Below are 25,435 nucleotides of genomic sequence, written 5' to 3'. Positions count from 1 at the left end.
GTATTTTGCATTTACAGCTTATAGACTGTGGATATGTCACCCGCCGCGTCATCGTTTCCGGAGCTTCGCGTGGACTATCCGCTCAAGACTGTCAGCCAGCTGCGCCCGCTGCTGCTGGGCTTCCGCAAAAAAAGCGGACTCACCCAGGAAAAGCTTGCGCAGCGGCTCGGCATCTCGCAGCAAAGCTATGCCGCCTTCGAAGCCCATCCCGCCGCGGCCAGCGTCGAACGGCTGTTTCGCGTCTTGCGGCTGCTGAGCGTCGACATGCGCCTGCTGTCCACGGAAGCCGATCTCGCGCCCGCGCCGCGTGCCGCCGCCGCGAAGAAAAGCACCACGCCCGCTAAAACGCCGAAGGCAAAGCCCAAAGCCGCCGCGCCGACACAACGCCCTTCCGCCCCGGCGAACACGCGCGGCACGAAAAAAACCACAGCCGCGAAAACAGCGACGAAAACCACGAAAGCGCCACAAGCAGCAAAGGCCGTGAAAACGGCCCGTAAGCAACCCGCGCCGCGTAAAACGCAAGCCGCTCTATCGCCCCGCAAACGGGAGAACTGGTAATGGCGCGTCCACGCCAGACCAACCGCCTCGATCTCTGGATGAACGGCCTGCCCGTCGGTCATTGGGAAATCGTGCGCGGCGTCGAGCGTCTTGCTTACGCCGAAAGCTGGCTCGAGGACGAGCAAGGCCGTCCGCTGTCGCTTTCGCTGCCGTTTACGCCGGGCAACCAGCCCTTGCGCGGCGAAATCGTCACCGATTACTTCGACAATCTGCTGCCCGACAGCGAACGCATCCGCCGCCGCATCGCCACGCGTTACCGCACGGGCGGCACCACGCCGTTCGAACTGCTGGCCGTACTCGGACGCGATTGCGTGGGCGCATTGCAACTACTGCCCGCCGGCGAAGCGCCGGTCGATCTGGAGCACATCGAAGGACGCCCGCTCGACGAACACGCCATCGCGCAACTGCTGCGCGACACCACGGCCACGCCGCGCGCCGCCGAGCACGACGCCGTCGACGACCTGCGTCTGTCGATCGCCGGTGCGCAGGAGAAAACCGCGCTGCTGTGGCATGGCGGCGAGTGGCTGTTGCCCACGGGCAGCACGCCAACCACGCACATCCTCAAACTGCCGCTCGGCCTCGTCGGCAACATGCGCGCCGATATGCGCACCTCGGTCGAGAACGAATGGCTCTGCGCGCGCATCGTCGCCGCGTTCGGCCTGCCGATCGCGCCGTGCGAGATCGCCGAATTCGAAGACGTGAAGGCGCTCGTGGTCGAGCGTTTCGACCGCCGCCTGTCACGCGACGGCCGCTGGATCGTCCGTCTGCCGCAAGAGGATCTCTGCCAGGCCACCGGCACGCCGGGCCTGCTCAAATACGAAGCCGACGGCGGCCCCGGCATCGACGCCGTGATGGCGGTGCTGGGCGGTTCGGTGCGTGCGGCGGACGATCGTCGCCACTTCTTTCTCGCGCAGATGATCTTCTGGCTGCTCGCCGCCACCGACGGCCACGCCAAGAATTTCAGCATCGCGCATCTGCCTGGCAGCCGTTACGCGGCCACGCCGCTGTACGACGTGCTCTCGGCGCATCCGATCATCGGGCGCGGACGCAATCAGCTCGCCGCGCAACGCGCGAGCCTGGCGATGGCCGTGCGCGGACGCAACGCGCATTACCGCATCGCGCAGATCTTGCCGCGTCACTGGATCGCGCAAGGTCAACGTGTGGGATTTACAATCGATCAGGTCGAAGAGATGATGGCGACGGTTGTGGCGCAGACGGAACGCGTCATCGACGAAGTGGGCGCGCAGTTGCCGCGCGAGTTTCCAGTCGATGTCGCCGATGCGGTATTCGAAGGGATGCGCCGTCTCGCCCGGGTGCTGGGCACCGGCTGACTCGTACCGAGAAAGCGCTAATTGCACGGTGAATCGGCCGCAACAAAAACAAAGCGACGACGCCGAAACCGGCGCCGTCGCGGATAAAGAGGCCGCCGCGCGAAGCGGCGGCGAGGGTTGTCGTGGCGCGGCCGCGTTTAGTGGTGACGCTTGGTCACATCCTTCGCGGCTTCCTTCAGGTCGCCCACATTCTTGCGCGCCTGGCCTGCTGCCTGCTGCATATCGCCCTTCAATTCACGCTGCGGGTTGTCGGTGGCGCGGCCCACTGCTTCGTTGACCTTGCCCTTCAGCTTTTCTGCCGTGCCCTTCACCTGGTCCTTGTTCATGGTGCATCTCCACGTAAAAGCGACGGTGCGTCGCGACGTCTTCGTTATCGCACGCGCCGTGCCCGCCGCCCCCCGTTCCGGCCGCCCGATGTTCAGTTACTGAACGCATTACCGCGCGCAGCCCTGCCGCGAAGCGGGTTTTCAGGACGCGAACAATTCCCGATTGTGACGCTGACCCCGATTCCCTAACCTCGCAACGTTGCGTCGATGGCGTGTGCCATCGACATCGCCGTCCCGATTCCAAGGAGTCAGCATGAGCGTCACCCCTTCCTCCCGTCTTCTCGATAGCGACGTCTGGCACGGCCGCGTCTTCACCGGCGCCTGGCGCGACGGCACGTCGAGCGCCGATGTGCTCGAACCCGCCACGGGCAAGCGGCTCGCGAGCATCGGCATGGCCGACGCCGAGTTCGTCGCCGCGTCGTCGAAGGCTGCGTTCGACGCGCAGCAGGCGTGGGCCGCGCTGCCCTACGACGAGCGCGCCGCCGTCCTGCGCCGCGCCGCGCGCCTCGCCGAAGACGCATTCGACGAAATCGCCGGCTGGATCGTGCGCGAAAGCGGCTCGACACGCGGCAAGGCCGGCTTCGAAACCCAGGCGACCGTAAAAGCGCTGCACGAGGCGAGCGCGCTGCCCTCGCGTTCCGCGGGCGAGGTGCTGCCCTCGGTGCCCGGCCGCCTTTCGCTCGCGCGCCGCCGCCCGCTGGGCGTCGTGGGCGTGATCTCGCCGTTCAACTTCCCGCTCTATCTGGCGATGCGCGCGGTCGCGCCCGCGCTCGCGCTCGGCAACGCCGTCGTGCTCAAGCCCGATCCGCGCACTTCGGTCTGCGGCGGCTTCGCGATCGCGCGTCTGTTCGAACTCGCGGGCCTGCCCGCGGGCGTGCTGCACGTGCTGCCCGGCGACGGCGCGGCGGGCGCGGCGCTCACGAGCGATCGGCACATCGCGATGATCCAGTTCACGGGCTCGACGGGCGCCGGCCGCAAGGTCGGGGAAGCGGCCGGCCGGCATCTGAAGAAGGTCTCGCTCGAACTGGGCGGCAAGAATTCGCTGATCGTGCTCGACGACGCCGACCTCGATCTGGCCGTCGCCAACACGGCCTGGGGCGCGTATCTGCATCAGGGACAGATCTGCATGGCAACGGGCCGCGTGCTCGTACAGCGCAAGATTTACGATCGTTTCGTGGAAAAACTGGTCGCGAAGGCGAAAGGCCTCACGGTTGGCGATCCGGCCACCGAGAACGTCGCGCTTGGCCCTATCATCAACGCCGCGCAGCGCGATCACGTCGCGCGCGTGCTGGCGGCCGCGAAGGACGCGGGCGCGCGCATCGAAACGGGTGGCGGCTTCCGCGACCTGTTTTTCGAGCCGACCGTGCTGAGCGGCGTGACCGCGCAAAACCCGGCGTTCAACGAGGAAATCTTCGGACCGGTGGCCGTGGTCGTGCCCTTCGACACCGACGACGAAGCCATCGCGCTCGCCAACGATACGGAGTACGGATTGTCGATGGCCGTGGTCACGGCGAACGTGGGCCGCGCGCTGCGCATGGGCGAGCGGCTGCGCACGGGCCTGCTGCATATCAACGATCAGACCGTCAACGACGAGGTGATCAATCCGTTCGGCGGCGTCGGCGCTTCGGGCAACGGCACGAGCATCGGCGGCCCGGCGAACTGGGAAGAATTTACGCAGTGGCAATGGCTCACGGTCAAGGGCGAAGCACCGCTCTACCCGATCTGAGACGCGCCGTCATCGACACAAGGAGACACGCTATGACTACGATATCGGCCAACACGGGCCGCACCGTCACGGCCGCCGTCGCGCGCGGCAAGGGCGATCCGTTCACAATCCAGAAAGCGCGCCTGCGCGGCCCGAAAGACGACGAAGTGCTGGTGCGCGTGGTGGCCACCGGCCTGTGCCACACCGACCTGATCGTGCGCGACCAGTATTACCCGGTGCCGCTGCCCGCCGTGCTCGGCCACGAAGGCGCGGGCGTGGTCGAAGCGGTCGGCCCCGCCGTGAAGAACCTCCAGCCCGGCGATCACGTCGTGCTGACCTATGGCGCGTGCGGCCATTGCCAGCCCTGCGTGGGCGGTCACGGCGCGTATTGCAGCCAGTTCTTCGGCCTGAACTTCGGCGGCGCCGATCTCGAGGGCCACACCGCCATCGAGGACGAAGAAGGCCGTCCGCTGCACGATCACTTCTTCGCGCAGTCGTCGTTCGCGAGCCACGCGCTGGCCCGCGAAAACAACGCGATCAAGGTGTCGAAAGACGCGCCGCTCGAACTGCTCGGGCCGCTCGGCTGCGGTATCCAGACCGGCGCGGGCGCCGTCATCAACTCGCTCAAGGTCACGCCGGGCAGCAGTTTCGCGAGTTTCGGCGCGGGCGCGGTCGGCCTCTCGGCGGTGATGGCCGCGCGCGTGGCGGGCGCGACCACCATCATCGCCATCGACATCGTGCCCTCGCGGCTCGAACTGGCGAAGGAGCTGGGCGCGACGCACACGATCGACAGCCGCGAAGGCGACGTGGTCGAGACGATCCGCGCGATCACCGGCGGCGGCGTGAACTTCGCGCTCGAATCGACGGGCATCGCGCGTGCTGTCGGGTGCGATCGAATCGCTCGGCACGCTGGGCGCGATCGGCGTGGTCGGCGCGCCGCCGCTCGGCACCAAGGCGGAGTTCGACATCAACAGTCTGCTACTGAACGGCCGCACGATTCGCGGCATCGTGGAAGGCGACAGCGTGCCGCAACGCTTCATTCCGCAACTCGTCGAGCTGTATCGGCAAGGGCGCTTTCCGTTCGACAAGCTCGTGAAGTTCTATCCGGTCGAGCAGATCAACGAAGCCGCCGAGGACAGCAAGCGCGGCGTCACGCTCAAGCCGATCCTGCGCTTCACGCACGCCTGACGTTTCGATACGTTGCCGCAGCGGGCGCGGGCGCGGCGCCGTGCCCGCGCCCGCTGCGGTATCCTCGCATCAGTGCGCCGTTGCCGCTCCGCGTGCGCGGCAACGGCCCGGACGGACGGCATGGCGCCCTCAATGTTCACCTCACGTGCCGCGCCGACTGTCCCGCCGACTGTCCTTTCGTTTCCCCCTCTTTTGCCGCTCGACCCCATGCCACGACGGGAGCCCGCATGAATCGCAAGTCCGCGACGGAAACCGTCCAGGCCAGCGCGCTCGCGCAGTTGCATTCGGCCCGCGAGCGTTTCGGCGACGGCGGGCAACTGCCCGCCGCGCTCATGCCGAACCTGCTGCCCGAATCGGTGGCGCGCTCCTGGGCGCGTTCGCGCGATGCGGGCGTGCTGCCGTGGCAGGCGCCCGAATACGAGCTGCTCAAGGGCACGCGCAGCGTGCGCGAATCGCACGAAGACCGGCGGCTCTACAGCTGCATCGTCGACGAAATCGAGCAGCTCTGGGACGCTTTCGGCGGCGACGACTGGACCATCTTCTGCGTGAATCCACACGGCACCGTGGTGCACGCGCGCCGCAGTCCCGCCTGCGACGACGACCTGATCCTGCCGATCATCGCCGGGCGGCGCATTCTCGAATCGCATATCGGCACGACGGCGCCGAGCTGCGTGCTGCACGAAGGCATCGAAGTGACGGTCGCGAACGGCCAGCATTATCTCGACCAGTTCGAACGCGTGTCGTGTCTCGCGGTGCCGCTGTTCGGGCTGCATGGCGAAGTGATCGGCGCGCTCGATCTCACCGGCACCGGCCAGCGCGATCTCGCGCAGGTGAAGGAGCAGTTCCGGCTGGCCGCACTCGCCGCTGAACAGCGTTTATTCGCGACGCTGCGCGGCTGCCACTTGCTGCGCGTGCAGCACGATCCGCGCTGGCTCGCGACGCCGCTCGCGGGCGTGCTGGCGGTCGAGGAAAACGGTGATCTGCGCGCGGCGAGCCGGATGGCGCGGCGTATTCTCGGCCTGCCGCATGGCGCGCCGCTGGCGCTTCGGTCGTTGCAGGATCTGTTCGACGACGCGCCGCCCGCGCTGCTCGGGCGTCTGCTGAAACCCCAGCGCGGCCCGCAGCGCATTGCACGCGCGGACGGCAGCCATGTGTGGATGCAGTACGCGCGCGCGCCGCTCAATCGCAGCACGGCGCGGCGTGCGGGGGCCGGACTCACGGGCGATCATTCGGATATCGCGCCACCCGTCGGCGCGCAGGACGCGGCGAAAACCGGCGCGAGTCTCGAAGAACATACGCTCGGCGCGGTACAGCAAGCGATGCGCGATCACAACGGCAATGTGGCCGCCGTGGCAAGACAATTGCGCATCTCGCGCACGACCGTCTACGCGCGCCTCCGGCAGTTGCGCGAAACCGGCATGGTCAGCGACGACCCGCACGCAAGCGGCGCATGATCGGGGCCAGTTCGGCTCGCGTGTTGCCCGCGCAACGCCCCCTCGCCGGTTGCGCGCCGTGATGACTGCGAATACTTCTTGTTAATGCCGTCGTTCGCGCACTCGTCGCGCTGACTGTCTATCCTCGTCCTATGCGCACGAGCGTCCACTGGTCCGTCAGGAGAGCGTCATGCAAGCCGACCCCAAGGTTATCGAATATCTGAATGCCGAACTCAAGAACGAGCTGACGGCCATCAATCAGTATTTCCTGCACGCACGGCTCTACAAACACTGGGGGCTCACCGCCCTCGGCAAGCATGAGTATGATGAATCGATCGAGGAGATGAAGCACGCGGACAAACTGATCGAGCGCATCTTCATGCTCGACGGTCTGCCCAATCTGCAGGATCTCGGCAAGTTGCTGGTTGGCGAGAGCACGCGCGAGGCGCTCGAATGCGACCTCAAGCTCGAACGGATCGCGCAGGCGCAATGTAAGGAAGCCATCGTCTATTGCGAGTCTGTTCGCGACTTCGTGTCGAGGGAAATTTTCGTCGAGATTCTCGACGACACCGAAGATCATATCGACTGGCTCGAAACCCAGATCGGACTGATCGACAAGATCGGCATCGAGAATTATCAGCAGTCGAGCATCGGCTCGGTCAGCTAGCGCTCGCTGCAAGGGCCAGTACCACCGCGCCACGCCTGTCAACACAAAAAAGCCCCGCGCGGCCAACACCGCGCGGGGCTTTTCACACTCGACGAACGGCAGCGCGTCAGTCGTGCGCCATCGCCCGATCGACGCTAATATGCGTCGGCATCATGTTGACATTGGCGTTGTGCATGACCCACAGCGACAGCCCGACGATCACCGCAATCAGAAACGCCGTGCAGATGAAAATGCCGGTGTTGGCGCGCTGGCTGCGCGACGATCCAATATGCAGGAAGTAGCCGAGCTGCACGACCAGTTGCGCGACGCACAGCACGACGATCGCCACGAGTCCCATCGCGGGCGGCACGAGATGAAACATCACCACGCCGAACGAAGCGAGCGTCAGCACGAGCGACAGCACCGTGCCGATCATGTAGCCCTTGAAGCTGCCATGCCCATCGCCGTGTCCGCTCTGCGGGACTGCATGATTAACATGAGAATGGCTCACAGCACACCTCGCAGATAGACAAAGGTAAACACGCAGATCCACACGAGATCGAGAAAGTGCCAAAAGAGGCTCAGGCATGCAAGACGGCGCTGGATCGTATCGGTCAGACCGAACTTGAAGGTCTGATGCATCATGATCGCGATCCACAGCAGACCCGCCGTCACGTGCAGACCGTGCGTGCCGACCAGCGTGAAATACGCCGAGAGATACGCGCTCGTATGCGGACCCGCGCCATCGGCGACGAGCTTCGCGAACTCGTTCACTTCCATGCCGACGAAGCCCGCGCCGAACGCGAATGTAATCGCGAGCCACACGATCACCTGCGCGCGCTTGCCTGCGTGCAGGTTGAGCATCGCCATGCCGAACGTCACGCTGCTCGCGAGCAGCAGCAGCGTTTCGCCGAGCACGTACGGCAGTTCGAACAGTTCCTTCGCGCCCGGTCCGCCTGCCGTCGCGTTCGCCAGCACGCCGAAGGTGGCGAACAGCGTTGCGAAGATGAGGCAGTCGCTCATCAGGTAGATCCAGAAACCCAGCGTCGTCTTGGTGTTGTCGCTGTGGCCGTGATCGTGCCCGTGCTCATGTCCCTGAGCGTGAGGTGTAGTTGCAGCGTGCGCCATGACTTACGCAGCCTCCTTGATGTCCAGTTCCGCGAGCTGCGCGAAGCGCGCGTTTTCGATGCGCGCGACTTCCGCCGCCGGCACCCAGTAATCGACGTCCTGGTCATAGCTGCGCACGATGAACGTCACGATCATGCCGATCAGCCCGGCCGCCGCGAACGGCCACATGTGCCACACCGCGGCGAAGCCGAACAGCAGGCTGAACGCGGCGATGATGAAGCCCGCGCCCGTATTGCGCGGCATGTGGATGTCTTCGTAGTGCTCGGCCTGCTTGTACGCGGTGCCCGCTTCCTTGTTGTCCCAGTGCTGTTCCATCGAGGTGATCTTCGGCATCACGGCGAAGTTGTAGAACGGCGCGGGCGACGACGTCGACCATTCGAGGCTGCGGCCGTCCCACGGATCGCCGGTGACGTCGCGGTTCAGGTCGCGGTCGCGAATGCTCACGTAGATCTGCACGACCAGCGCGAGAATGCCGAGGCCGACGAACACCGCGCCAACCAGCGCCACCACGAGCCACGGATGCCACGAGGCCACTTCGTAGTGGTTCATGCGGCGCGTCATGCCTTCGAAGCCGAGGATGTAGAGCGGCGTGAACGCGAGCCAGTAACCGATCAGCCAGCACCAGAACGAGACCTTGCCCCAGAACTCGTTGAGCGTGAAGCCGAACACCTTCGGGAACCAGAAGCTGATGCCCGCGAGGCAGCCGAACACCACGCCGCCGATGATCACGTTATGAAAGTGCGCGACGAGGAACAGCGAGTTGTGCAGCACGAAGTCCGCGCCCGGCACGGCCAGCAGCACGCCCGTCATGCCGCCGACGGCGAACGTCACCATGAAGCCGATGGTCCAGAGCGTGGCGCTGTGATAGCGGATGCGGCCGCGATACATCGTAAACAGCCAGTTGAACAGCTTCACGCCGGTCGGGATCGAGATCACCGTGGTCATGATGCCGAAGAACGCGTTCACGTTCGCGCCCGAGCCCATCGTGAAGAAGTGATGCAGCCACACGAAGAACGAGAGAATGCCGATCGAGGACGTCGCGTACACCATCGACTTGTAGCCGAACAGCGGCTTGCCCGAGAACGTCGCGATGATTTCCGAATACGCACCGAACGCGGGCAGGATCAGGATGTACACCTCGGGATGGCCCCACACCCAGATCAGGTTGATGTACATCATCGCGTTGCCGCCAAGCTCGTTCGTGAAGAAGTGCATGTCGAGATAGCGGTCCATCGTGAGCAGCGCGAGCGTGCCGGTGAGCACCGGAAACACCGCGACGATCAGGATGTTGGTGATGAGCGCGGTCCACACGAACACCGGCATCATCATGAGCTTCATGCCCGGCGCACGCATGCGCAGGATCGTCACGATGAAGTTGATGCCCGAGAGCGTCGTGCCCAGACCCGACACCTGCAACGACCAGATGTAGTAGTCCATCCCCACCGTCGGACTGTAGCCAAGCTCGGAGAGCGGCGGATACGCTACCCAGCCCGTCGCCGCGAAGTCACCGACGAACATCGAGACCATCACGAGAATCGCGCCTACGACCGAGAGCCAGAACGACAGCGAATTCACGAACGGATACGCGACGTCGCGCGCGCCGATCTGCAGCGGCACGACCACGTTCATCAGTCCGAGAATCAGCGGCGTGGCCACGAAGAAGATCATGATGACGCCGTGCGCCGTGAAGATCTGGTCGTAGTGATGCGGCGGCAGATAGCCGGCCGCGTCGCCGTATGCGAGCGCCTGTTGCGCGCGCATCATGATCGCGTCGGCGAAACCGCGCAGCAGCATCACGATCGCGAGAATGATGTACATGACGCCGATGCGCTTGTGATCGACCGAGGTGATCCACTCGCGCCACAGATAGCCCCACTTCCCCGCGAGCGTGATCGCGGCGAGCAGGAGCAGGCCGCCGAGCGCCACGACGGCGCCGGTGCCCATGATGATCGGCTCGTGCCAGGGTACGGCATCGAGCGTGAGTTTTCCGAACATGTGTGATTACTCCGCTGCCAGGATGGCGGGCGCGCGCGCGCCGCTGCGTTCGAGGGTGAGCGCCGGCACGTTCGCGCCGGTGCCGCAAATCGGGTTGCCGTGAACGTCGCGCATGTATTTGTCGACGACGCCTTCGAACAGACCCGGCGCGACGTTCGAATAGAGCGTCACGGGGGTCTTTTCGCCGGGGATCGCGAGGCGCTCGTACGCGCCGCGGCTCAGCATCGCGGGCGAGGCCTGGGCGCGGGCGATCCACGCGTCGAAATCGGCGCGGCTGGTGGCGAGCGTGTCGAAGTGCATGTCGGAGAAGCCCGGTCCGCTGAAGGCCGCCGAACGGCCCGCGTAGACGCCGGGTTCGTTCGCGATCAGATGCAGCTTCGTTTCCATGCCCGACATCGCATAGACCTGGCTGCCCAGTTGCGGAATGAAGAACGAGTTCATCAGCGACTCGGCGGTCAGACGGAACGACACGGGCGTGTCCACCGGAATCGCCAGCTGGTTCACGGACGCGACACCGTAATCGGGATAGATGAACAGCCACTTCCAGTTGAGCGCGACGACGTCGACGCGGATCGGCTTGGTCTGCGATTCGATCGGCTTGTACGGATCGAGCGAGTGCGTCGTGCGCCAGATCAGCACGCCGAGCGTGAGCACGATCACACAGGGAATCGACCACACGACCACTTCGATCGCGGTCGAATGCGACCACTTCGGCGCGTAGGTCGCGCCCGTGTTGGACGCGCGGTAGCGCCACGCAAACCACAGCGTGAGCGCGATCACGGGTATCACCACCAGCAGCATCAAGCCGAGGGCGATCAGGATCAGGTTCTTTTCCTGCACGCCGATGTCGCCTTTCGGGTCCATCAGCACGGAGCTGCAGCCGCCGAGCAGCGCCAGCGCGCCGCTCGCGGCAAAGGTCGCGGCGGCGCGTAACGGCCTGCTTATGCGGGGGTGAAAACGGGATGAGTGGGTGGAGTGTGGCTGCGGCGGGCCGCCTTCAAAGGACGGTCCTCTTCGAGAAAGGGTTTGGCGCATGTCGGGTTCCAGGGTTGACGAACGCGCAAACCCGTCGATACAGCGCGTGCCCGGAATGCCCCGCCGCTTTGGTCAGGCTCCGCCGCGGCAGTGGCCATACATGCACCATATGTATGGATTTACGCGATTCGTGTCCGCATGCTAGAGTAAGACATGACACATACATGTGCGGCAGGATGACGCAAGGCCCAATGACGCAATCCACCCGGAACGACGCCGATTCCAACCCGGATACCGATACCGCCGCCTCGCCGTGGGCGTCGGCGCTCGCGCGCGGCAGCGGCCCGCGCTATGTGCAGCTCGTCGACTTCATCGAGCGCGCCGTGGCCGACGGCACGCTCGCGCCCGGCGACCGCGTGCCCGCGCAGCGCGTGCTGGCGAATCTGCTCGGCGTCGATCTCACCACGATCACGCGCGCGTTCAACGAGGCGCGGCGGCGCGGGCTGATCGAGGCGCGCGGGCCGCTCGGCACCTTCGTGTCCGCGCCGCGCGCGGAGCTTGCGCAGCGGGTGGATCTGAGCATGAACATTCCGCCGCCGCCCGTGGGCATCGACACCAACGCGCTGCTGCGCGAAGGGCTGTCGCGCCTGCTGCTGCGCAGCGACGCCGACCTGCTGATGACCTATCACGTCGGCGGCGGCGGCGCGGCCGACTGCACGGCGGCCGCCAACTGGCTCGCGCCGGCGCTCGGGCCGGTCGATCCCGCGCGCGTGGCCGTCTGCCCCGGCGCGCAGGCCGCGCTGGCGGCGCTGCTCGTCGCGTTCACCTCGCCCAGCGACACGATCCTCGCCGAGCCGCTGCTCTATCCGGGCTTGCCGCACGCCGTCGCGCAACTCGGGCGCCGCCTCGAAGCCATCGACACCGACGCCGACGGCATGCGCCCCGACGCGCTCGAAGCCGCCTGCCGCTCGCACGGCGCGCGTCTGCTGTATCTCAATCCGACCTTGCAGAATCCCACGGCCGCGACCATGCCCGAGTCGCGCCGCCGCGAGATCCTGCGCGTGGCGGCGCGCTACGACGTGCGCATCGTCGAGGACGATCCCTACTGGCGCTTCGCCCCGGACGCCCCGCCACCGCTCGCGCGCCTCGCGCCGTCGCAGGTCTGCTATCTCTCGACGCTCTCGAAAACGCTCTCGCCCGGTCTGCGCACGGCCTTCCTCGTGATGCCCGACGTGGCGTCGCACGCGCGCTTCCTGGCCGCGCTGCGCACGTTTTCGCTGATGGCCGCACCGCTGACGAACGCGCTCGCGATGCAGTGGATCGCCGACGGCACGGCCGCGCGCATCTTCGACGGCGTGCGCGCCGAGGCGCACGAACGCCAGCGCATGGCCGCGCAGACGCTGGGCTCGTCGGCGGGCGCAGGCATTCATCTCTGGTACGCGCTGCCGAGCTACTGGCAGGCGCGCGATCTCGCGGCGGCGGCCAACATCGAGGGCCTCGCGGTCGCGCCGTCCACGGCGTTCGAGCAAGGCCCCGGCACGGCGAACGCGATCCGCATCTCGCTGGGCGCCACCGCCGACCGCAGCCAGCTTCAGGCCGCGCTGCGCCGTCTCTCCACGCTGCTCGCGAGCAACCGCTCGGCGCAATCGCAGGTGATCGTCTAACGCCATCTGTGGCGCGCGGGTCGCGGCCAGCGCGCCACAGGCAAAGCGCTCCCCCGCGCGCGATGTATGCGCCGGCTTTGGATGCCGCGCCTGTCTTCCTCGCCCTGCACCTCACGCCAGGATGTGCTCCCGGCCGCAGACGCACACCGGTGCGTCTTTCTCATGCACGCTTTGCAATCTCCTCATGAAAAGAATGCAGTGGACAGCTAATTTCGATGCCCCTTTAATTAGCACGGTCATTCTAATTTCATGATGCTTACATAAATAAAGAGGAGACAGACATGCGCGTGCGCAGGCATGGGTGGTGTGGGATTGCTCTCGCAGTGGCGGCAAGCGGCGCGGCGGCCGCCGAATCGGGCGTGACGCTGTACGGCGTCGCCGATACCTACATGCAGTACCTGAGCAACGATGGCAAGAACACCGTCGCGCTCAAAAGCGGCGGCTCGACGAGTTCGCTGTTCGGCCTGAAAGGCACCGAGGATCTGGGCGGCGGCCTGATTGCGCAGTTCAACGTGGAAACGGGCTTCAACCTCAACAACGGTGGACTCTACGCCGACACCAGCAAGCTCTTCTTCCGCCAGGCATGGGTGGGCCTGAAGCACGAAAAATACGGCTCGCTCTCGTTCGGCCGTCAGTACGATTCGAGCTTCCGCGTGGTGTATCCGACCGATCCGTTCAAGGTCAACGAAGGGCTCTCGCCATTCGCGTCCTACGTGCTGGCCGTCGATCGCAACACGCTGTCGACGCAGTACGACTCGGCGCGCCTGAGCAACTCCGTGCTTTATCAGACGCCGCGGATCGGCGGCGTGCAGCTCTACACCATGTACGGTTTTTCGGAAACGGTCACGCAACCGGTGCCGTCGACGTTCGGCAATACGCTGAACCTCGGCGTGAACTTCACGGGCGGCGGGCTCTACGCGGGGCTCGCGTACGTCTACCAGCACAGCGGCACGGCGCGCTACGCATCGCTGCCCGCCTCGATCGACCTGATGAACACCGAGCACTTCGTTGCCGCGCTCGCGTATCGAATCGGCCCGGTCAATCTGCAGGCGAACTACTCGTATAACCGGCCGAAGGGCGAACCTGCGCCGGGTTCGTTCACCGCGCGGTTCGGCTCCGCCCACTCGATGAGCATCGCCGAAGTGGGCGCGACGATTCAGGCCACCTCCATCGACGAAATCCAGCTTGCTGCGCTCTATCGCAACGTGCGCGGCGCGCACGACAACACGCCGGGTTTCCAGATCGGCATCGATCACTGGATTTCGAAGCGTACGAGCCTGTATGCGCGCGCGGGCTATTTCAAGAACAACGGCACGGCCACGGTGAGCTGGCCGGGCGTGAGCGTGACCGAAGGCGGCACCAAGCAGGCGATGGGCGCGGTCGGCATGACGCATCGCTTCTAAACCGCTTCACTCCGTTAAAGGCAAAAGCGGCCCTTGCGGGCCGCTTTTCTTATGCTGGGTTTATCGATTCAGTCGATGCGTTCGATGTCGCCGGGCTTCCAGGTCTTGTCGAAGAACGGCTGCGTCGGGCCATACAAACGCAGGATCACGAAAAAGCCCTTGTCCGGCAGCGTGCGGATGTAGTTCTTCACATTGACGTCGGCGGGCTGCTTCGGTCCGAACACGATGTCGATCGAACCATCGGCGTTCTTCGCGGGCTCGTCCATCGTGTTGATCGACGGGAACGCCTGGCCGTTCTGCAATCCCGACGCGCTCCACGCGTCGTAGGCCGCGACCGACCAGAAGATATGCGCCGGAATGCCCGCAGGCAGATGCAGCTTGTAGGTGTGCTCGCCCGTCAGGAAACGGCCCTGCGCGTCCTTGAACGCCGTGGGATATTTCGCGCCCACGTTCACCATGCTGACGGCCATGCCCGGGCTTGCCGAGTACGCGTAGGTGAAGAAGCCAGTGCGAATGTCGATGTAGTTGAAGGTCGGCGACGTGAATTCCGCATTGCCCGGAAACACGTTGAGCCACTGCCGGTCCGGATACCACTTCTGCGCATAGGTGTTCGCGGGCGGCGCGACGGCAATCACGCGCGCCATCTTCGCGGCCGTGCGCGCGGCGTCGTCGAGGATCTTGCGCGTGCGCGGGTCCGGCTTGAACGGCTGCCCCTTGACGATGCCGAGACTCGCGGCCATGCCGCGCATTTCCATGTCGGCGGGATCGGGATACTCGCTGTCGATGAAACGCGAGAGCATGTCGAACGCGCTGCCATCGGTCGGATACAGCATGTTGATGGGCACGCCCGACGCGTCGGGAAACTGCATGGGTTTCGCATTCGCCTGCTGACCGAGCGGATAGATCTTCGTCTGCTCCAGCACGCCGACCGGTTGCGCGAGTGCTTTCGGATTCTTGAAGAAGCCGCGCCAGAACACGAACACGCCGTTCGTGCGCGAGCGATAGACGTAATAGCCCTCGGGAACCGGGCCGTCGTAACCCGGCGGCAGCACGAGATATTTGCCGCCCTTGCCCTTGTCGGGACCGGGCAGGCCGACGTCGCCGCACATCACATGGCCTTCGAGCTTCGGCCCGCAGATCGGGCGCTGGAAGAAGTCGTCGAGAATGCCTTGCAGGCCGGGCGGCACCTCGATCACCATCGGGCCGTCCTTGCCCACGTCGAGATAGCCGAGCGCGTAGATTACGTCCGAATTCGGCGTGGTGATCTGCGTGCGCGCGTCGAGCCGTTCCTTGAAGATCGGCAGCACGTTGTAACCCGTGCCGAACTTGCGTTCCGAGCCTTCCTTCATCGCGTACACGTTGAGCGCGGGAATGGCCCAGATATACGTCTGGACCGCGCGCTGGAACAGCCATTCGTCTTGCAGCGTCTGGACCGATTGGGGCGCCGGAAAGCCGCCGGGGAACGGCAGATTCGCGAGTTCGCCATAGCGCGCGGCGACAGGTGCGGCGTCCGGTGCCGTGTCAGGCGCGGCTTGCGCCCACGTCATGCAGGGCGTCGCCAGCGCAACCGCGAGCGCGAGACCGCGCAGGGAAGTGTTCAAGGTCGTCATCCGTCTCCTCCGTGCGCCGATTACGGATTCGTGGCGCTGGTGGCGCGCACCGGCGGCGGCGTCCACGACCCGTCGAGCGCCGCGGGCTCGGGCCAGTAGGCACGCACGTACAGCGAGAAGTCCTGACCGGCGGGAGCCGGCAGCCAGTTCGCGCGCTTGTCGCCTTCGGGCGGCGCGCTCTGGATGTAGATCGTGAGCGAGCCATCTTCGTTGAGCTTGAGGTCCTTGTTCTTCGTGCCCACCGAATAGCGCTTGATGTCGTTCGGCGAGAAGAAGTGATGCTCGTTGTACAGCGTGAGCGACCAGAATCCCTTCACCGGCGGCAGCTTGCCCTTCGGAAACGTGACCGTGTAGGCATGCGCGCCATTCAGGCGCTGGCCGCTCGCGTCGGCGTCCAGATAGAAGTATTTGGTCTCGTTGCTCTTGTTGACCAGGATGTTCGACTTGGCAACCGCCGCGCGCGTGTAGTAGTCCGTACCGAACGCCGCGCCGTTGGTGATCGTGTGCCAGTTGTCGTTCAGCGCGTGCCCGAAGCTGTTGAAGTTGAACATCGGCGCGACGACTTCGGTGTCGGCCTTTTTCGCTTCGTCGACGATCGCCGCCTTGATCGCCGGATCCTGACGCGCGGCCGCGAGCAGCGCCTCGGCCTGCGCGTAGAGCGCCTGCTCGCCCGGCAACGGCGGCGTGGCCTTGAGCACGAGCGTGAGTTCGTCCCAGAACTTCTCGGGCTCGACAAAGCGGATTTCCGCGTCGCCGCCGCCGCCATCCTTGCCGAAATGCGGCAGCGCGGACCAGTCGGTGCGCTTCATCTTGCCGTCGAAATCGGCGAGCGGATACACGCCGATCTGCGCGATCGTGGACTGGATCGCCTTGCGGTCCTCGGGCGTGTCGTCCATGAAGACGCGCGGAATCACGAGCCCGACCGAGGTAGGCGAGCGGAATACGTGCTGGATGCCGGCGGGCACCTTGCCCTTCCAGTTCGGACCGGCCAGCAGATAGAAGCCGGGCTTCGTGCCGTACATCTTGCCGAGGCTCGCGAAACTGTCGGTGCGCGTGTCGACGGCCTGGATCACCCAGAAACGGCCGCCGAAGTCGGGCACCTGCACGACCACCGGCGAAGCGTCGAGATCGACCACGGCCGAACCGTACACGACGTCCTGATTCGGACACGCCACGAAGCGCTCGGCCGGCTCGATATAGTCATGCAGCATCGACAGGCGATTGGGCGGCGCGAGCGGCACGATGCCGCCGTTCAGGCCCGGCGAAGGCACCTGACGCGCCGCGAGCAGGCGGTTGTAGATATTCGTCATGGGCCAGGCCCAGACGTAAAGATTGCGCGCCAGGGTGCGCGCATACGCTTCGGACATCGCGTAGCCGGCCACCGGCCCCGGCGGCAACGCGGCCGCGTGCGGTTGCGCCGCGCCGGCTGACTGGGCTTGTGCCGCTGCCGCGCCTTGCGTGAACGACGCGACAGCCGACGCGACAGCCAGGGCGAGTGCGCCCACGAGGATGCGATTTTTCATGGTTCTTTTTCCGATTGTCGTAAAAGTTCGCATGGCGCGCAGGTGGGCGCGACGGTGATGAAACAGACGCCGAATAAACCCGCCTTGCAAAAAAAGAGCCTGCGCAGTGTTTCGTGTCGCGCATTCGATGACTAATTTGCACACACCCGGTATACATGCCGGTTTATGCAAAATGCAGCAGCGTTATCTGAAACCTGAACAAATGAACCGGCGATACGGACAAAAAATACGGGCAAAAATACGGACAAACCCCGCGACACCCAGCTGATAAAAATCATATCGTGAAAGCCGAAAGCCGGTCTTTCGCCTGCACGGCCGATACTAGCCCGACAGCAACCAGCAAACAACGTGGCGCGCGCAATGATTATTCGACTCTTCCGGCTTATTGACGTGAGTCACTGGCATCGCGCATGCGCGCATTCGAATCCGCGAAAGTCCGCTTCCATTCGAATGCGACAAATAATCGGCCCCATAATGACCTCAACGCAATTTATGCCAGGTCTTATTCTGTCTTTTCAATGCACGTTTGTACTGAGCCGGGAAAAGTGTCCGTAATAAGCGGCTCGGCAAGAATTTACCGGGGGCTGGCATCGCGCTTGCTTCCCGCCTTTGGAATCGACTCATGGGTTCGGTAACGGACGGCCAATGCGCAGTTCGGCGAGACGCTGTCACGCAGCGCCAGTACACTCGTCGGAACGCAGATGCCCGCAAGGCCGACCGCCGGGCTCCAGGTAACCGCGCCGCACCCGGCGCCTTTTTTCGGGAGAAATGAAGATGGCCAACGACACGATGCTGCAGCAGATGCGCGACAAACCGGGCTTCATCGCCGCGCTCGATCAGAGCGGCGGCTCCACGCCGGGCGCGCTGCGGCAATACGGCATTCCCGAGAGCGACTATCAGGGCGACGAGGCCATGTTCCGCCTCATGCACGAGATGCGCGTGCGCATCATCAGCGCGCCCGCGTTCACGGGCGCCAAGGTGATCGGCGCAATTCTGTTCGAGCAGACCATGGACGGCCAGGCGCACGGCAAGCCCGTGCCCGCGTTCCTCTGGGAAGACCGTGGCGTGGTGCCTTTCCTCAAGGTCGACAAGGGCCTCGAAGCCGAAGGCAACGGCGTGCGCCTCATGAAGCCGAATCCGGGCCTCGACGCGTTGCTCGAACGTGCCCGCAAAGCCGGCATTTTCGGCACCAAGATGCGCTCCACGATCGAGCGCGCCTCGCCGGAGGGCATCGCGGCCATCGCGAAGCAGCAGTTCGAAGTGGGTGCGCAGATCAGCGCACACGGACTCGTGCCGATCCTCGAACCGGAAGTGTCGATCAAGGCGCCCGACAAGGCGCAGGCCGAAGCGCTGCTGCGCGACGCGCTGCTCGAGGGTCTCGACGCCCTGCCCGCATCGAGCGACGTCATGATCAAGCTGACGATTCCCGACACGCCTGACTTCTACAAGCCGCTGATCGACCATCCGCGCGTGGTGCGCGTGGTCGCGCTGTCGGGCGGCTATTCGCGCAGCGACGCCTGCGAGCGCCTCACGCACAACCACGGCATGATCGCGAGCTTTTCGCGCGCGCTGATCAACGACCTCACGAAGCAGATGAGCGACGCGGAGTTCGACGCCGCGCTGGCCGCGAGTATCGACGAAATCTATCAGGCATCGGTCAAGAAGGACTGAGCGGACTGAGCCTGCGCGCGGTACATGCCGCTGCGTTAAAAACCGAAAGACAGCCGGGGCCACAACCCGGCTGTCTTTTTTTGTTGGGCGGTTATACTGTGCGCCAGTCGATCGTTCACTCATTTTTTCGCGATATGGACCGGCCATGAGGCGGTTACTCTGCCTGCTCGCCTTGCTGCCCGGCTTCGTGCAAACCGCAGCGGCGCAGCAACAGCCCCCCGAGGACAAACAGAAGCTCCCCACCTACCTCACCCAGAAGTTCGGGCTGGCGAAGGAAAAGGCTGCGCAAATTTCTGAGGCCGTGACCACGGCCGCCGCGAAATATTCGCTGCCGCCCGCGGTGCTGCTCGCCATCATTTCGATCGAGTCGCGCTTTCGCGAGAAGGCGCGCGGCGCGAACAACGCCACCGGACTCATGCAGGTCGTGCCCTCGGCGCACCGCAATCTGCTGCGCAACAAGGACCTCACCGATCCCGACGTCAATATCGATGTGGGCTCGTCAATCCTCTATGGCTACAAGCGCGACGCCGGCGGCGATCTCGACGCGGCGATGAAAAACTACGGCGGCTCGACAGCCTACGCGCAGAAGATCCGCGCACGCGCGATGGAGTTCAGTCACGTGCTCGACAGCGCGAGCGCCCCGCATGTCGTCGATGCCGACGCGGCGAGCGCAAGCGCCGCGTACACGGGTGCGTTTTCGGCGACGCTCGCGGCGAAGACGGTGGCCGGTGCGACCGCTACGGCGAGCGCGAGCGTGGCATCCTCGGCGCAGGCAGCGTCTGCGCAATCGGGTGCATCGGGCGCACAGACCGCATCTTCCACCGACACCTCAAGCGCACGCGACGCCGCACGCTACCAGTCACGTTCGCGCGATCGCTGATCCGCTCAACCGCGCTGCCGCTCCACCGGCGGATACGCGTAACGCCCTTCGAGATGCACCGCGCGCGGCACGTACAGGCGCAGCGCCAGATAGAACCGCTCCGGCGGCGCGGGCAGCCAGTTTGCGCGCAATACCGGATCGGCGGGTTCGTTTGCCGAGATCGCGATCCGCAAGCCGCCGTCGTCGTCGAGACGCAGACCGCGCGTGCGGTCGCCCAGCGAATAGCGGCCGATGGCATTCTCGGCCAGCATGCAGGTCGCGCGCTCGTAAGCGGTCAGCGACCAGAACGCCTCGACCTGCAACGCCTGGCCGGGCGCAAAGTGCAACACGTACGATTCGCGGCCATCGAGCAGCGCGCCATCGTCATCGCAATCGGCGGTGATGTACATCGCTTCTTCGATGCCGAGCGCGCCGATGTAGCTGAGTGCGACCTGCGCGCGCTCGCGATAGTCGTCGCCGAAAGTTTCGCGCACATCGACCGGCAGCGCCCAGCCGCCGCCCAGCGCGAGCGGCGGCGCGCTCGCGAGTTCGCGCGTGAGCTGCGCAATCGCGCGGGCGAGCGCGTCGGTTTGCGCGGCGTCGAGCGTGGCAATATCCGCACCGATACCGCACGCGCGCCAGCGTGCGAGGCTCGTCATCGCAGCGGCAGGCGGCGGGTTTTCCGTGAGCGCGCGGTTCACGACCTGCGCGAAGCGCGCCGCATCGCCGGGACGTTCCTGCGGCGGCAACCACGCGTCGATACGCGTCGGCACCGGCGCCGTGCCGCCGGGCGCCCGTTCGATCGACAACTGATCCTGCAACAGCACGGCCGCCGCCAGATCGTCAGCGCCATCGACGAGAATACGGCCGATCACCCAGACCGTATCGGTCGGACACGCGAGCGAGCGCATGCCCGCGGGCGCCTCGCCGCGCCACGTCGGCCCGTGCACGAAGAACGCACCCGCTTCGCCGCCGGTCGTGCGGCTGCCGATATACCCGAACGGATTCGTGTACATGTCGAGCAGGCCCAGCACGTAGTAGCGCGAGTGCATGGCCGGCACGCGGATCACGAGCGGCCCGCCGCGCAAATCGAGCCACGCGCTCGAATAGAGCGTGTCGTTGTTCGGCGTGACGACGCGTCGATGCTGCGGCCCGAGCAACTGACGCGTGTGCAGCCAGGCGTTGGCCCAGCGTGCGGTGGCATCGGCGTCGTGGCCCTCGACGCGCGGACAGGTCGCGGACAACATGCGCGCCATTTCGTAGAGCGGCAGTGCGAACTGCACGGCCTCGACGGCGAGATCGACAAGATCAGCGCTCGCGGCGGCGGGTTCCACAAACGAAGCGGATGAGACAGTCGGAGTATTCATGGCGGATTGAAGCAAAGAGAATGGCGTGGACGTCAGGCGTTCACCGGCGACACGTTTTGCACCGGCGGAATCGCGTAGCGCCCTTCGAGAAACGCGGCCTGCGGATGGTAGAAACGCAGGATCAGATAGAAGCCGTCAGGCGGCGCCGGCAGCCAGTTCGCGTGCGGATCGGCAGGCGCTTCGTGCTGGATGGCGATACGCAGTCCGCCATCGGCGTCGTAGCGAAGCCCCGGCGTGCGGTCGCCGATCGCGTAACGGGGGATCGGGTTGTCGACGAAATAACGGTCGGCGCCATAGAGCGACAGCGACCACAAGGCATCGACGGGCGGCAACTGGCCCGGCGCGAAATGCAGGCTATAGCGGCGCGCGCCGTGCAGATGCTCGCCCGCATCGTCGAAATCGGCGGTCGCATAGACGGCCTCTTCCGAGGCGAGCGCGCCCAGCCCCTTCATGGCGATGCACGCGCGCAGCAGATGCGCATGGCCGTAGCGCCCGAGTTCGAGGCTATAGACCCAGTTGCGGCGCGTGCGGCTTTGCGTGAACGCGAGCAGCAGACGTTGCGCGTCGGCATAGGCAAGGCGCAGGCCGTGCTGCACGGCTTCGGGCAGCGCACGCACGTCGGTCCGTCCGTGCTCGCGCAGTCCCGCGCGCACGAGCATGCCGAAGGCGGCGGCCTCGTCGGCGCGTGGTGGCAAATCGGCGAACGCATCGAACACGTGCTGAAAGAAGTCGAGCGCGTCGTCGCCGCTTTCCTGCCAGTCGCGCACGCACTGCGGCCCCGCGCAGACCGGCCCGTTCAGCCGGAACGCGCGCGCGGCGTCACGGGCGCGAGGCAGGTCGTCGTCGCTTTGCACCAGCACGCGGCCGAGCAGCCAGACCAGCGCGGTGGGACAGGCCACCGGCGTGCCGTCGCCCGTCGGCTGTTGCCCCGGCGCATGCAGCACGACGCGCGCGCCGCGCGTCCCCACGTTGCGCGGCCCGAGATTCGCGAAGTTGTTGGTGAAGGCATCGAGCAATTCGATCACGAAATAACGCGTGCTCTCCACCGCCGGCAGGTCGAGCACGACAGGACCGTTCGAAAGATCGATCCACGCATTCAGATAGAGAAAGTCGTTGGCGGGCGTGACGATGTCGCGGTCCTCATGCGTCCAGCGGCGGTCGCTCGCATAGAGCGCGTTGAACGGCGCGCGCAGCGGACTGCGCGAATGCGGCTGCGTGTGCAGCGCGCACGTGCGCATCACTTCGACCACCGGATAGCGTGCAAGCGCGAGCGGCCCCGCCGCCATTTTCACCAGCGCGACGACGGGATCTTCTTCGGACCTCGCTCGCGGATCGATTCGACTCATTGCCTGCGTATACATAACGAATTTCCTGCATCCTCAAATAATTTCGGAATCCTTTGTATCTACGATAAGGCAAGCGCGCTTTCCGCATCGCCCCCAGCTTTTCAGCGTTCGCCCGGCACCAGCGGACTCGCCATCTGCGCTTGCTGCTCACGCTGTTCGCGCCGCGCACGCGCCGCAAATCGCTCACGATCGGCTTCCGGATGAATCAGCACGGCGGCGACCAGCCCCGCACCAATGGCGAACGCGCCCGCGAGCAGCATCCCCGTCTGGAAACCGGCGGCCTGGCTGGCGGCGTGGTCGATCACATAGCCGATCACGGCGGGCGTGACGAGACCGCCGAGCGTCGCGATACAGATATTGATGCCCAGCACGCCACCGCGCTGCGCGGCGGGGACGATCTCGCCCGCGAGCGTCATGCCGCTCACGAACGTGAACGACGCGAGCGAAAATCCGACCGTCACCGTCGCGATGAGCAGCGGCCCGGCGCCAAGACGCGGCATCAGCACCAGCGCGATACCCGAGGCCACGACCGCCACCGCCCCGAGCGTGCCGCGCGCATGGCGGCTCGACACGCCGCGCGCCATCAGCCGCTGCGACCACCAGCTCAGCAGCGGCGAACTGACCATCTGCCCGAACGCAGGCAGCACCACGATCCAGCCGACCTGCGTGAGCGAATAGCCCGCCACGCGCACGAGGTAACTCGGCAGCCACACCGTCGCGACAGTCAGGATCACGTAGGCCGCGAAGCCCGCGAGATCGCTGCCGATACAGGTGCGCGACAGCAGCAGCGCGCGCAGCGGAATCCGCTCGGGGTAGATAGCGCCGGCGCCGCCCTGCGTCGCGACGGCGCGTGCGTCGTCATGGCCGCCGAGCGGCCCTTCCTTGCCGATCCACAGCCACAGCGCGCTCCACACGAGGCCCACGACCGCGAGCAACTGAAACGCCGCGCGCCAGCCGAAGGCCACGATCACTGTCGTGATGAGCGGCGCGATCAGCCCGGCGCCAAACGACGCGCCGATCGTCAGCAGCGCCGACGGCACCGCGCGTTCGCGATCGGGAAACCATTTGTAGAGCGCGTGCACGGCGACCGGAAACGCGGGCCCCTCGCTCGCGCCAAGCAGCACGCGCGACAGCACGAGCGTAGCGGGCGCGGCGTAAAGCAGCAGCGGCACCTGCGAAATCGACCACGTGACGGCCATCGCAAGCAGCAGCCAGCGCGTTTTCACGCGATTCGACAGCAGCCCGACCAGCAACGCGGAGATCGAAAACAACGTAAAGAAACTGGCGGCGATGCGGCCGAACTGCCCGTGCGTGAGATTGAGCTCGCGCATGATGGGCTCGGCGGCGAGACCGATGAGCGCCTTGTCGGCGAAATTGATGGCGAGAAAGAAAAACAGGCCGGCGACGATTAACCATCGCTGGGCGCGAGCGTGCGTCTCGAACGTCATTGCGTCTCCATTCGCGGCTTTTTTGTGGACGGCCGGCCAGCGCCGGTCGCCTCGTCTGCCGCATCCGGGACATTGGACGATGCGCCAATCAATAATACAACTGCATAATTTGCATCGAATCAATAGATCAAACGCATGAATGCGGGCGTATTGACGCAGCCCCCGCAGCGCCGGCTCCGGCGGAATTATCGAGACGTGGCGGCGACGCTTTGAAACGCGCGGATGGCCTGTTCAGCGGCGGGAGACAGCGTGCGCCCCGCGAGATGGACGATGCCGAATTGCAGCCACAGCGGCGAGCGCGTGGGCAGCGAGAGCGGCACGAGGCCCGCCATGCGCGCCGGATTCCACATGGCGTGCGTGGTCAGCAACAGGAGTGCGTCGGTCTTGCGCGCGTATTCCTGCAACACGTTCACATCGTTGCAGACGAGATGAAATTCGAGCGCGTGATTCGGCGCGTAACGCAGCCATTTGCGCAGCGCCTCGTGCATCGGATCGGGCAACGGCACGGAGACGACCGGATACGCCTGCAACTCGTGCGCATCAAGCCCGGCACGGCCCGCGAGCGGATGCCCCTCGCGCACGAACCAGGCCGCCTGATGACGCGGCAGCGTCATCACGTTGACCTCGCTGGTCGGCTGGGTGCCGCGAATATCGACGATCAGGAAATCGAGCGTTTCGGCGTGCAGGGCGTCGAGCAGGTTTTTCCAGTTGTCGACGACCGCGTTGATGCGCAGTTGCGGATGATGATGCGCGAGCGCGTCGAGCGCGGCGGGCAGCAGCATGGCCGCCGGATACGGCCCCGCGCCGAAACTCACCGCACCGATGTCGTGATTGCGCAGCAGATCGACGTCGCGCACGAGGCAGCGCGCCTCGAACAGCACTTTCTTCGCGCGGCGCACGACCAGCTCGCCCGCGGGCGTGATCTGCACCTCGCGCGTCGTGCGGTCGAACAGCGCCATGCCGAGATCGTCTTCGAGCGTCTGAATACTGCGGCTCAGCGCGGGCTGGCTCAAATGGACGCGTTGCGCGGCGCGCGCGAAGCTGCCCTCTTCGGCGAGGGCGATCACGTGTTCGAGCTGGCGTAGATTCATGGCGAGGCGCGGCAATCGTGACGGTATGAGCGCCGGGAAGTCCGCATCGCGTGGCGGACCGGATGCCGCGCGCCGACGTCGCAACGAAGCGAGCCGGTGCGCGGCATGGCGCGGACCGGCTCGGGATCGCTAAACGGGATGGCCGCCGCGCGCGGGCGGCGGCCGACG

General features: G+C 65.6%; 21 protein-coding genes and 1 pseudogene. 11 read left to right on the top strand and 11 right to left on the bottom strand.

The genetic code is table 11. The features are described from left to right. Positions 1-69: 69 nt before the first annotated feature. Positions 70-558: a helix-turn-helix domain-containing protein gene (locus tag BMY06_RS23870; RefSeq protein ID WP_074985694.1), complete on the top strand. Its 489-nt coding sequence runs from the start codon at positions 70-72 to the stop codon at positions 556-558. After that, on the top strand, positions 558-1,889 hold the full coding sequence (locus BMY06_RS23865; RefSeq protein ID WP_065065753.1) for a type II toxin-antitoxin system HipA family toxin: 1,332 nt from the start codon (positions 558-560) through the stop codon (positions 1,887-1,889). The genes BMY06_RS23870 and BMY06_RS23865 overlap by 1 nt, the downstream gene beginning before the upstream one ends. A gap of 137 nt (positions 1,890-2,026) precedes the next feature. Here the strand turns inward: BMY06_RS23865 and BMY06_RS23860 are convergent, their stop codons facing one another. After that, positions 2,027-2,215, bottom strand: a complete 189-nt coding sequence (locus BMY06_RS23860; RefSeq protein ID WP_065065752.1) for a CsbD family protein — start codon at positions 2,213-2,215, stop codon at positions 2,027-2,029. A gap of 253 nt (positions 2,216-2,468) precedes the next feature. On the opposite strand from BMY06_RS23860, the gene BMY06_RS23855 reads away from it, so the two are divergent. The 5 genes and pseudogenes from BMY06_RS23855 (at position 2,469) to bfr (ending at position 7,208) form a co-directional block, all read left to right on the top strand. Beyond that, positions 2,469-3,941 (top strand): benzaldehyde dehydrogenase, encoded by a 1,473-nt coding sequence (locus tag BMY06_RS23855; RefSeq protein ID WP_074985692.1) that lies wholly within the window; start codon positions 2,469-2,471, stop codon positions 3,939-3,941. Beyond that, positions 3,899-4,741: pseudogene (locus tag BMY06_RS23850) on the top strand (NAD(P)-dependent alcohol dehydrogenase); the annotation flags it as partial. The gene BMY06_RS23855 and the pseudogene BMY06_RS23850, both read left to right, overlap by 43 nt. Positions 4,742-4,796: 55 nt before the next feature. Beyond that, the gene (locus BMY06_RS40485; protein WP_279613575.1) at positions 4,797-5,108 is read left to right on the top strand and encodes an MDR/zinc-dependent alcohol dehydrogenase-like family protein; all 312 of its coding nucleotides are present in this window, start codon (positions 4,797-4,799) and stop codon (positions 5,106-5,108) included. 227 nt (positions 5,109-5,335) lie between these two features. Further along, entirely contained in the window at positions 5,336-6,562 is a 1,227-nt protein-coding gene (locus BMY06_RS23845) for a helix-turn-helix domain-containing protein (RefSeq protein WP_065065749.1), read from the top strand. Between the two features lie 169 nt (positions 6,563-6,731). Continuing rightward, positions 6,732-7,208, top strand: a complete 477-nt coding sequence (bfr, locus tag BMY06_RS23840) for a bacterioferritin (protein WP_065065748.1) — start codon at positions 6,732-6,734, stop codon at positions 7,206-7,208. A gap of 106 nt (positions 7,209-7,314) precedes the next feature. Here bfr and cyoD read toward each other — a convergent pair whose 3' ends face one another. From cyoD to cyoA, 4 genes are read right to left on the bottom strand one after another with little or no spacing between them, the layout of a single operon-like run. Further along, the gene (cyoD, locus tag BMY06_RS23835; protein WP_065065747.1) at positions 7,315-7,698 is read right to left on the bottom strand and encodes a cytochrome o ubiquinol oxidase subunit IV; all 384 of its coding nucleotides are present in this window, start codon (positions 7,696-7,698) and stop codon (positions 7,315-7,317) included. Beyond that, on the bottom strand, positions 7,695-8,315 hold the full coding sequence (cyoC, locus tag BMY06_RS23830) for a cytochrome o ubiquinol oxidase subunit III (RefSeq protein ID WP_065065746.1): 621 nt from the start codon (positions 8,313-8,315) through the stop codon (positions 7,695-7,697). Before cyoC ends, cyoD begins: the two co-directional genes overlap by 4 nt. Before the next feature lie 3 nt (positions 8,316-8,318). Then, entirely contained in the window at positions 8,319-10,310 is a 1,992-nt protein-coding gene (gene cyoB, locus BMY06_RS23825; protein WP_065065745.1) for a cytochrome o ubiquinol oxidase subunit I, read from the bottom strand. Between the two features lie 6 nt (positions 10,311-10,316). Beyond that, on the bottom strand, positions 10,317-11,345 hold the full coding sequence (cyoA, locus tag BMY06_RS23820; protein WP_080180443.1) for a ubiquinol oxidase subunit II: 1,029 nt from the start codon (positions 11,343-11,345) through the stop codon (positions 10,317-10,319). A 191-nt stretch (positions 11,346-11,536) separates the two neighbouring features. Here cyoA and BMY06_RS23815 point away from each other — a divergent pair, with 191 nt between their 5' ends. Together BMY06_RS23815 and BMY06_RS23810 are read left to right on the top strand one after the other, a co-directional pair. Continuing rightward, the gene (locus BMY06_RS23815) at positions 11,537-12,949 is read left to right on the top strand and encodes an aminotransferase-like domain-containing protein (protein ID WP_080180442.1); all 1,413 of its coding nucleotides are present in this window, start codon (positions 11,537-11,539) and stop codon (positions 12,947-12,949) included. Between the two features lie 281 nt (positions 12,950-13,230). Next, a complete protein-coding gene (locus tag BMY06_RS23810; protein WP_074985688.1) occupies positions 13,231-14,352 on the top strand; it encodes a porin in 1,122 nt (373 codons plus the stop codon). Positions 14,353-14,420: 68 nt separating this feature from the next. On the opposite strand, the gene BMY06_RS23805 is transcribed toward BMY06_RS23810, so the two are convergent. Both BMY06_RS23805 and BMY06_RS23800 read right to left on the bottom strand, forming a co-directional pair. Further along, positions 14,421-15,962, bottom strand: a complete 1,542-nt coding sequence (locus BMY06_RS23805; RefSeq protein ID WP_074985686.1) for a DUF1254 domain-containing protein — start codon at positions 15,960-15,962, stop codon at positions 14,421-14,423. Between the two features lie 20 nt (positions 15,963-15,982). Beyond that, positions 15,983-17,485 (bottom strand): DUF1254 domain-containing protein, encoded by a 1,503-nt coding sequence (locus BMY06_RS23800; RefSeq protein ID WP_074985685.1) that lies wholly within the window; start codon positions 17,483-17,485, stop codon positions 15,983-15,985. Between the two features lie 774 nt (positions 17,486-18,259). Between BMY06_RS23800 and BMY06_RS23795 the strand changes: the two genes are divergently transcribed. Continuing rightward, a complete protein-coding gene (locus tag BMY06_RS23795) occupies positions 18,260-19,156 on the top strand; it encodes a fructose bisphosphate aldolase (protein WP_074985785.1) in 897 nt (298 codons plus the stop codon). A gap of 145 nt (positions 19,157-19,301) precedes the next feature. Then, complete coding sequence (locus tag BMY06_RS23790; protein WP_074985683.1) at positions 19,302-20,036, top strand: transglycosylase SLT domain-containing protein; 735 nt, start codon at positions 19,302-19,304, stop codon at positions 20,034-20,036. A 5-nt stretch (positions 20,037-20,041) separates the two neighbouring features. Here BMY06_RS23790 and BMY06_RS23785 read toward each other — a convergent pair whose 3' ends face one another. From BMY06_RS23785 to BMY06_RS23770, 4 genes are all read right to left on the bottom strand, one after another. Further along, positions 20,042-21,382: a DUF1254 domain-containing protein gene (locus BMY06_RS23785; protein ID WP_080180441.1), complete on the bottom strand. Its 1,341-nt coding sequence runs from the start codon at positions 21,380-21,382 to the stop codon at positions 20,042-20,044. A 32-nt stretch (positions 21,383-21,414) separates the two neighbouring features. Beyond that, positions 21,415-22,728: a DUF1254 domain-containing protein gene (locus BMY06_RS23780; RefSeq protein ID WP_074985784.1), complete on the bottom strand. Its 1,314-nt coding sequence runs from the start codon at positions 22,726-22,728 to the stop codon at positions 21,415-21,417. A gap of 101 nt (positions 22,729-22,829) precedes the next feature. After that, complete coding sequence (locus BMY06_RS23775; RefSeq protein ID WP_074985680.1) at positions 22,830-24,176, bottom strand: MFS transporter; 1,347 nt, start codon at positions 24,174-24,176, stop codon at positions 22,830-22,832. A 185-nt stretch (positions 24,177-24,361) separates the two neighbouring features. Continuing rightward, positions 24,362-25,267 carry a LysR family transcriptional regulator gene (locus tag BMY06_RS23770; RefSeq protein WP_065065738.1) on the bottom strand — a complete coding sequence of 302 codons (906 nt, stop codon included), beginning with the start codon at positions 25,265-25,267 and terminating at the stop codon, positions 24,362-24,364. Positions 25,268-25,435: the final 168 nt, after the last annotated feature.

Source organism: Paraburkholderia tropica, from assembly GCF_900109265.1.
Lineage (GTDB): Bacteria > Pseudomonadota > Gammaproteobacteria > Burkholderiales > Burkholderiaceae > Paraburkholderia > Paraburkholderia tropica.
Note: the sequence above shows the minus strand (reverse complement) of the source record. Positions and strands in the feature narration are given on the sequence as shown.

Excerpts from the sequence above, each read along its gene's own strand:
- BMY06_RS23865 (WP_065065753.1), top strand. The coding sequence starts at position 558 with ATGGCGCGTCCACGCCAGACCAACCGCCTCGATCTCTGGATGAACGGC.
- BMY06_RS23860 (WP_065065752.1), bottom strand. The coding sequence starts at position 2,215 with ATGAACAAGGACCAGGTGAAGGGCACGGCAGAAAAGCTGAAGGGCAAG.
- BMY06_RS23855 (WP_074985692.1), top strand. The coding sequence starts at position 2,469 with ATGAGCGTCACCCCTTCCTCCCGTCTTCTCGATAGCGACGTCTGGCAC.
- BMY06_RS23845 (WP_065065749.1), top strand. The coding sequence starts at position 5,336 with ATGAATCGCAAGTCCGCGACGGAAACCGTCCAGGCCAGCGCGCTCGCG.
- bfr (WP_065065748.1), top strand. The coding sequence starts at position 6,732 with ATGCAAGCCGACCCCAAGGTTATCGAATATCTGAATGCCGAACTCAAG.
- cyoC (WP_065065746.1), bottom strand. The coding sequence starts at position 8,315 with ATGGCGCACGCTGCAACTACACCTCACGCTCAGGGACATGAGCACGGG.
- cyoB (WP_065065745.1), bottom strand. The coding sequence starts at position 10,310 with ATGTTCGGAAAACTCACGCTCGATGCCGTACCCTGGCACGAGCCGATC.
- cyoA (WP_080180443.1), bottom strand. The coding sequence starts at position 11,345 with ATGCGCCAAACCCTTTCTCGAAGAGGACCGTCCTTTGAAGGCGGCCCG.
- BMY06_RS23815 (WP_080180442.1), top strand. The coding sequence starts at position 11,537 with ATGACGCAATCCACCCGGAACGACGCCGATTCCAACCCGGATACCGAT.
- BMY06_RS23810 (WP_074985688.1), top strand. The coding sequence starts at position 13,231 with ATGCGCGTGCGCAGGCATGGGTGGTGTGGGATTGCTCTCGCAGTGGCG.
- BMY06_RS23805 (WP_074985686.1), bottom strand. The coding sequence starts at position 15,962 with ATGACGACCTTGAACACTTCCCTGCGCGGTCTCGCGCTCGCGGTTGCG.
- BMY06_RS23800 (WP_074985685.1), bottom strand. The coding sequence starts at position 17,485 with ATGAAAAATCGCATCCTCGTGGGCGCACTCGCCCTGGCTGTCGCGTCG.
- BMY06_RS23795 (WP_074985785.1), top strand. The coding sequence starts at position 18,260 with ATGGCCAACGACACGATGCTGCAGCAGATGCGCGACAAACCGGGCTTC.
- BMY06_RS23790 (WP_074985683.1), top strand. The coding sequence starts at position 19,302 with ATGAGGCGGTTACTCTGCCTGCTCGCCTTGCTGCCCGGCTTCGTGCAA.
- BMY06_RS23785 (WP_080180441.1), bottom strand. The coding sequence starts at position 21,382 with ATGAATACTCCGACTGTCTCATCCGCTTCGTTTGTGGAACCCGCCGCC.
- BMY06_RS23780 (WP_074985784.1), bottom strand. The coding sequence starts at position 22,728 with ATGAGTCGAATCGATCCGCGAGCGAGGTCCGAAGAAGATCCCGTCGTC.
- BMY06_RS23775 (WP_074985680.1), bottom strand. The coding sequence starts at position 24,176 with ATGACGTTCGAGACGCACGCTCGCGCCCAGCGATGGTTAATCGTCGCC.
- BMY06_RS23770 (WP_065065738.1), bottom strand. The coding sequence starts at position 25,267 with ATGAATCTACGCCAGCTCGAACACGTGATCGCCCTCGCCGAAGAGGGC.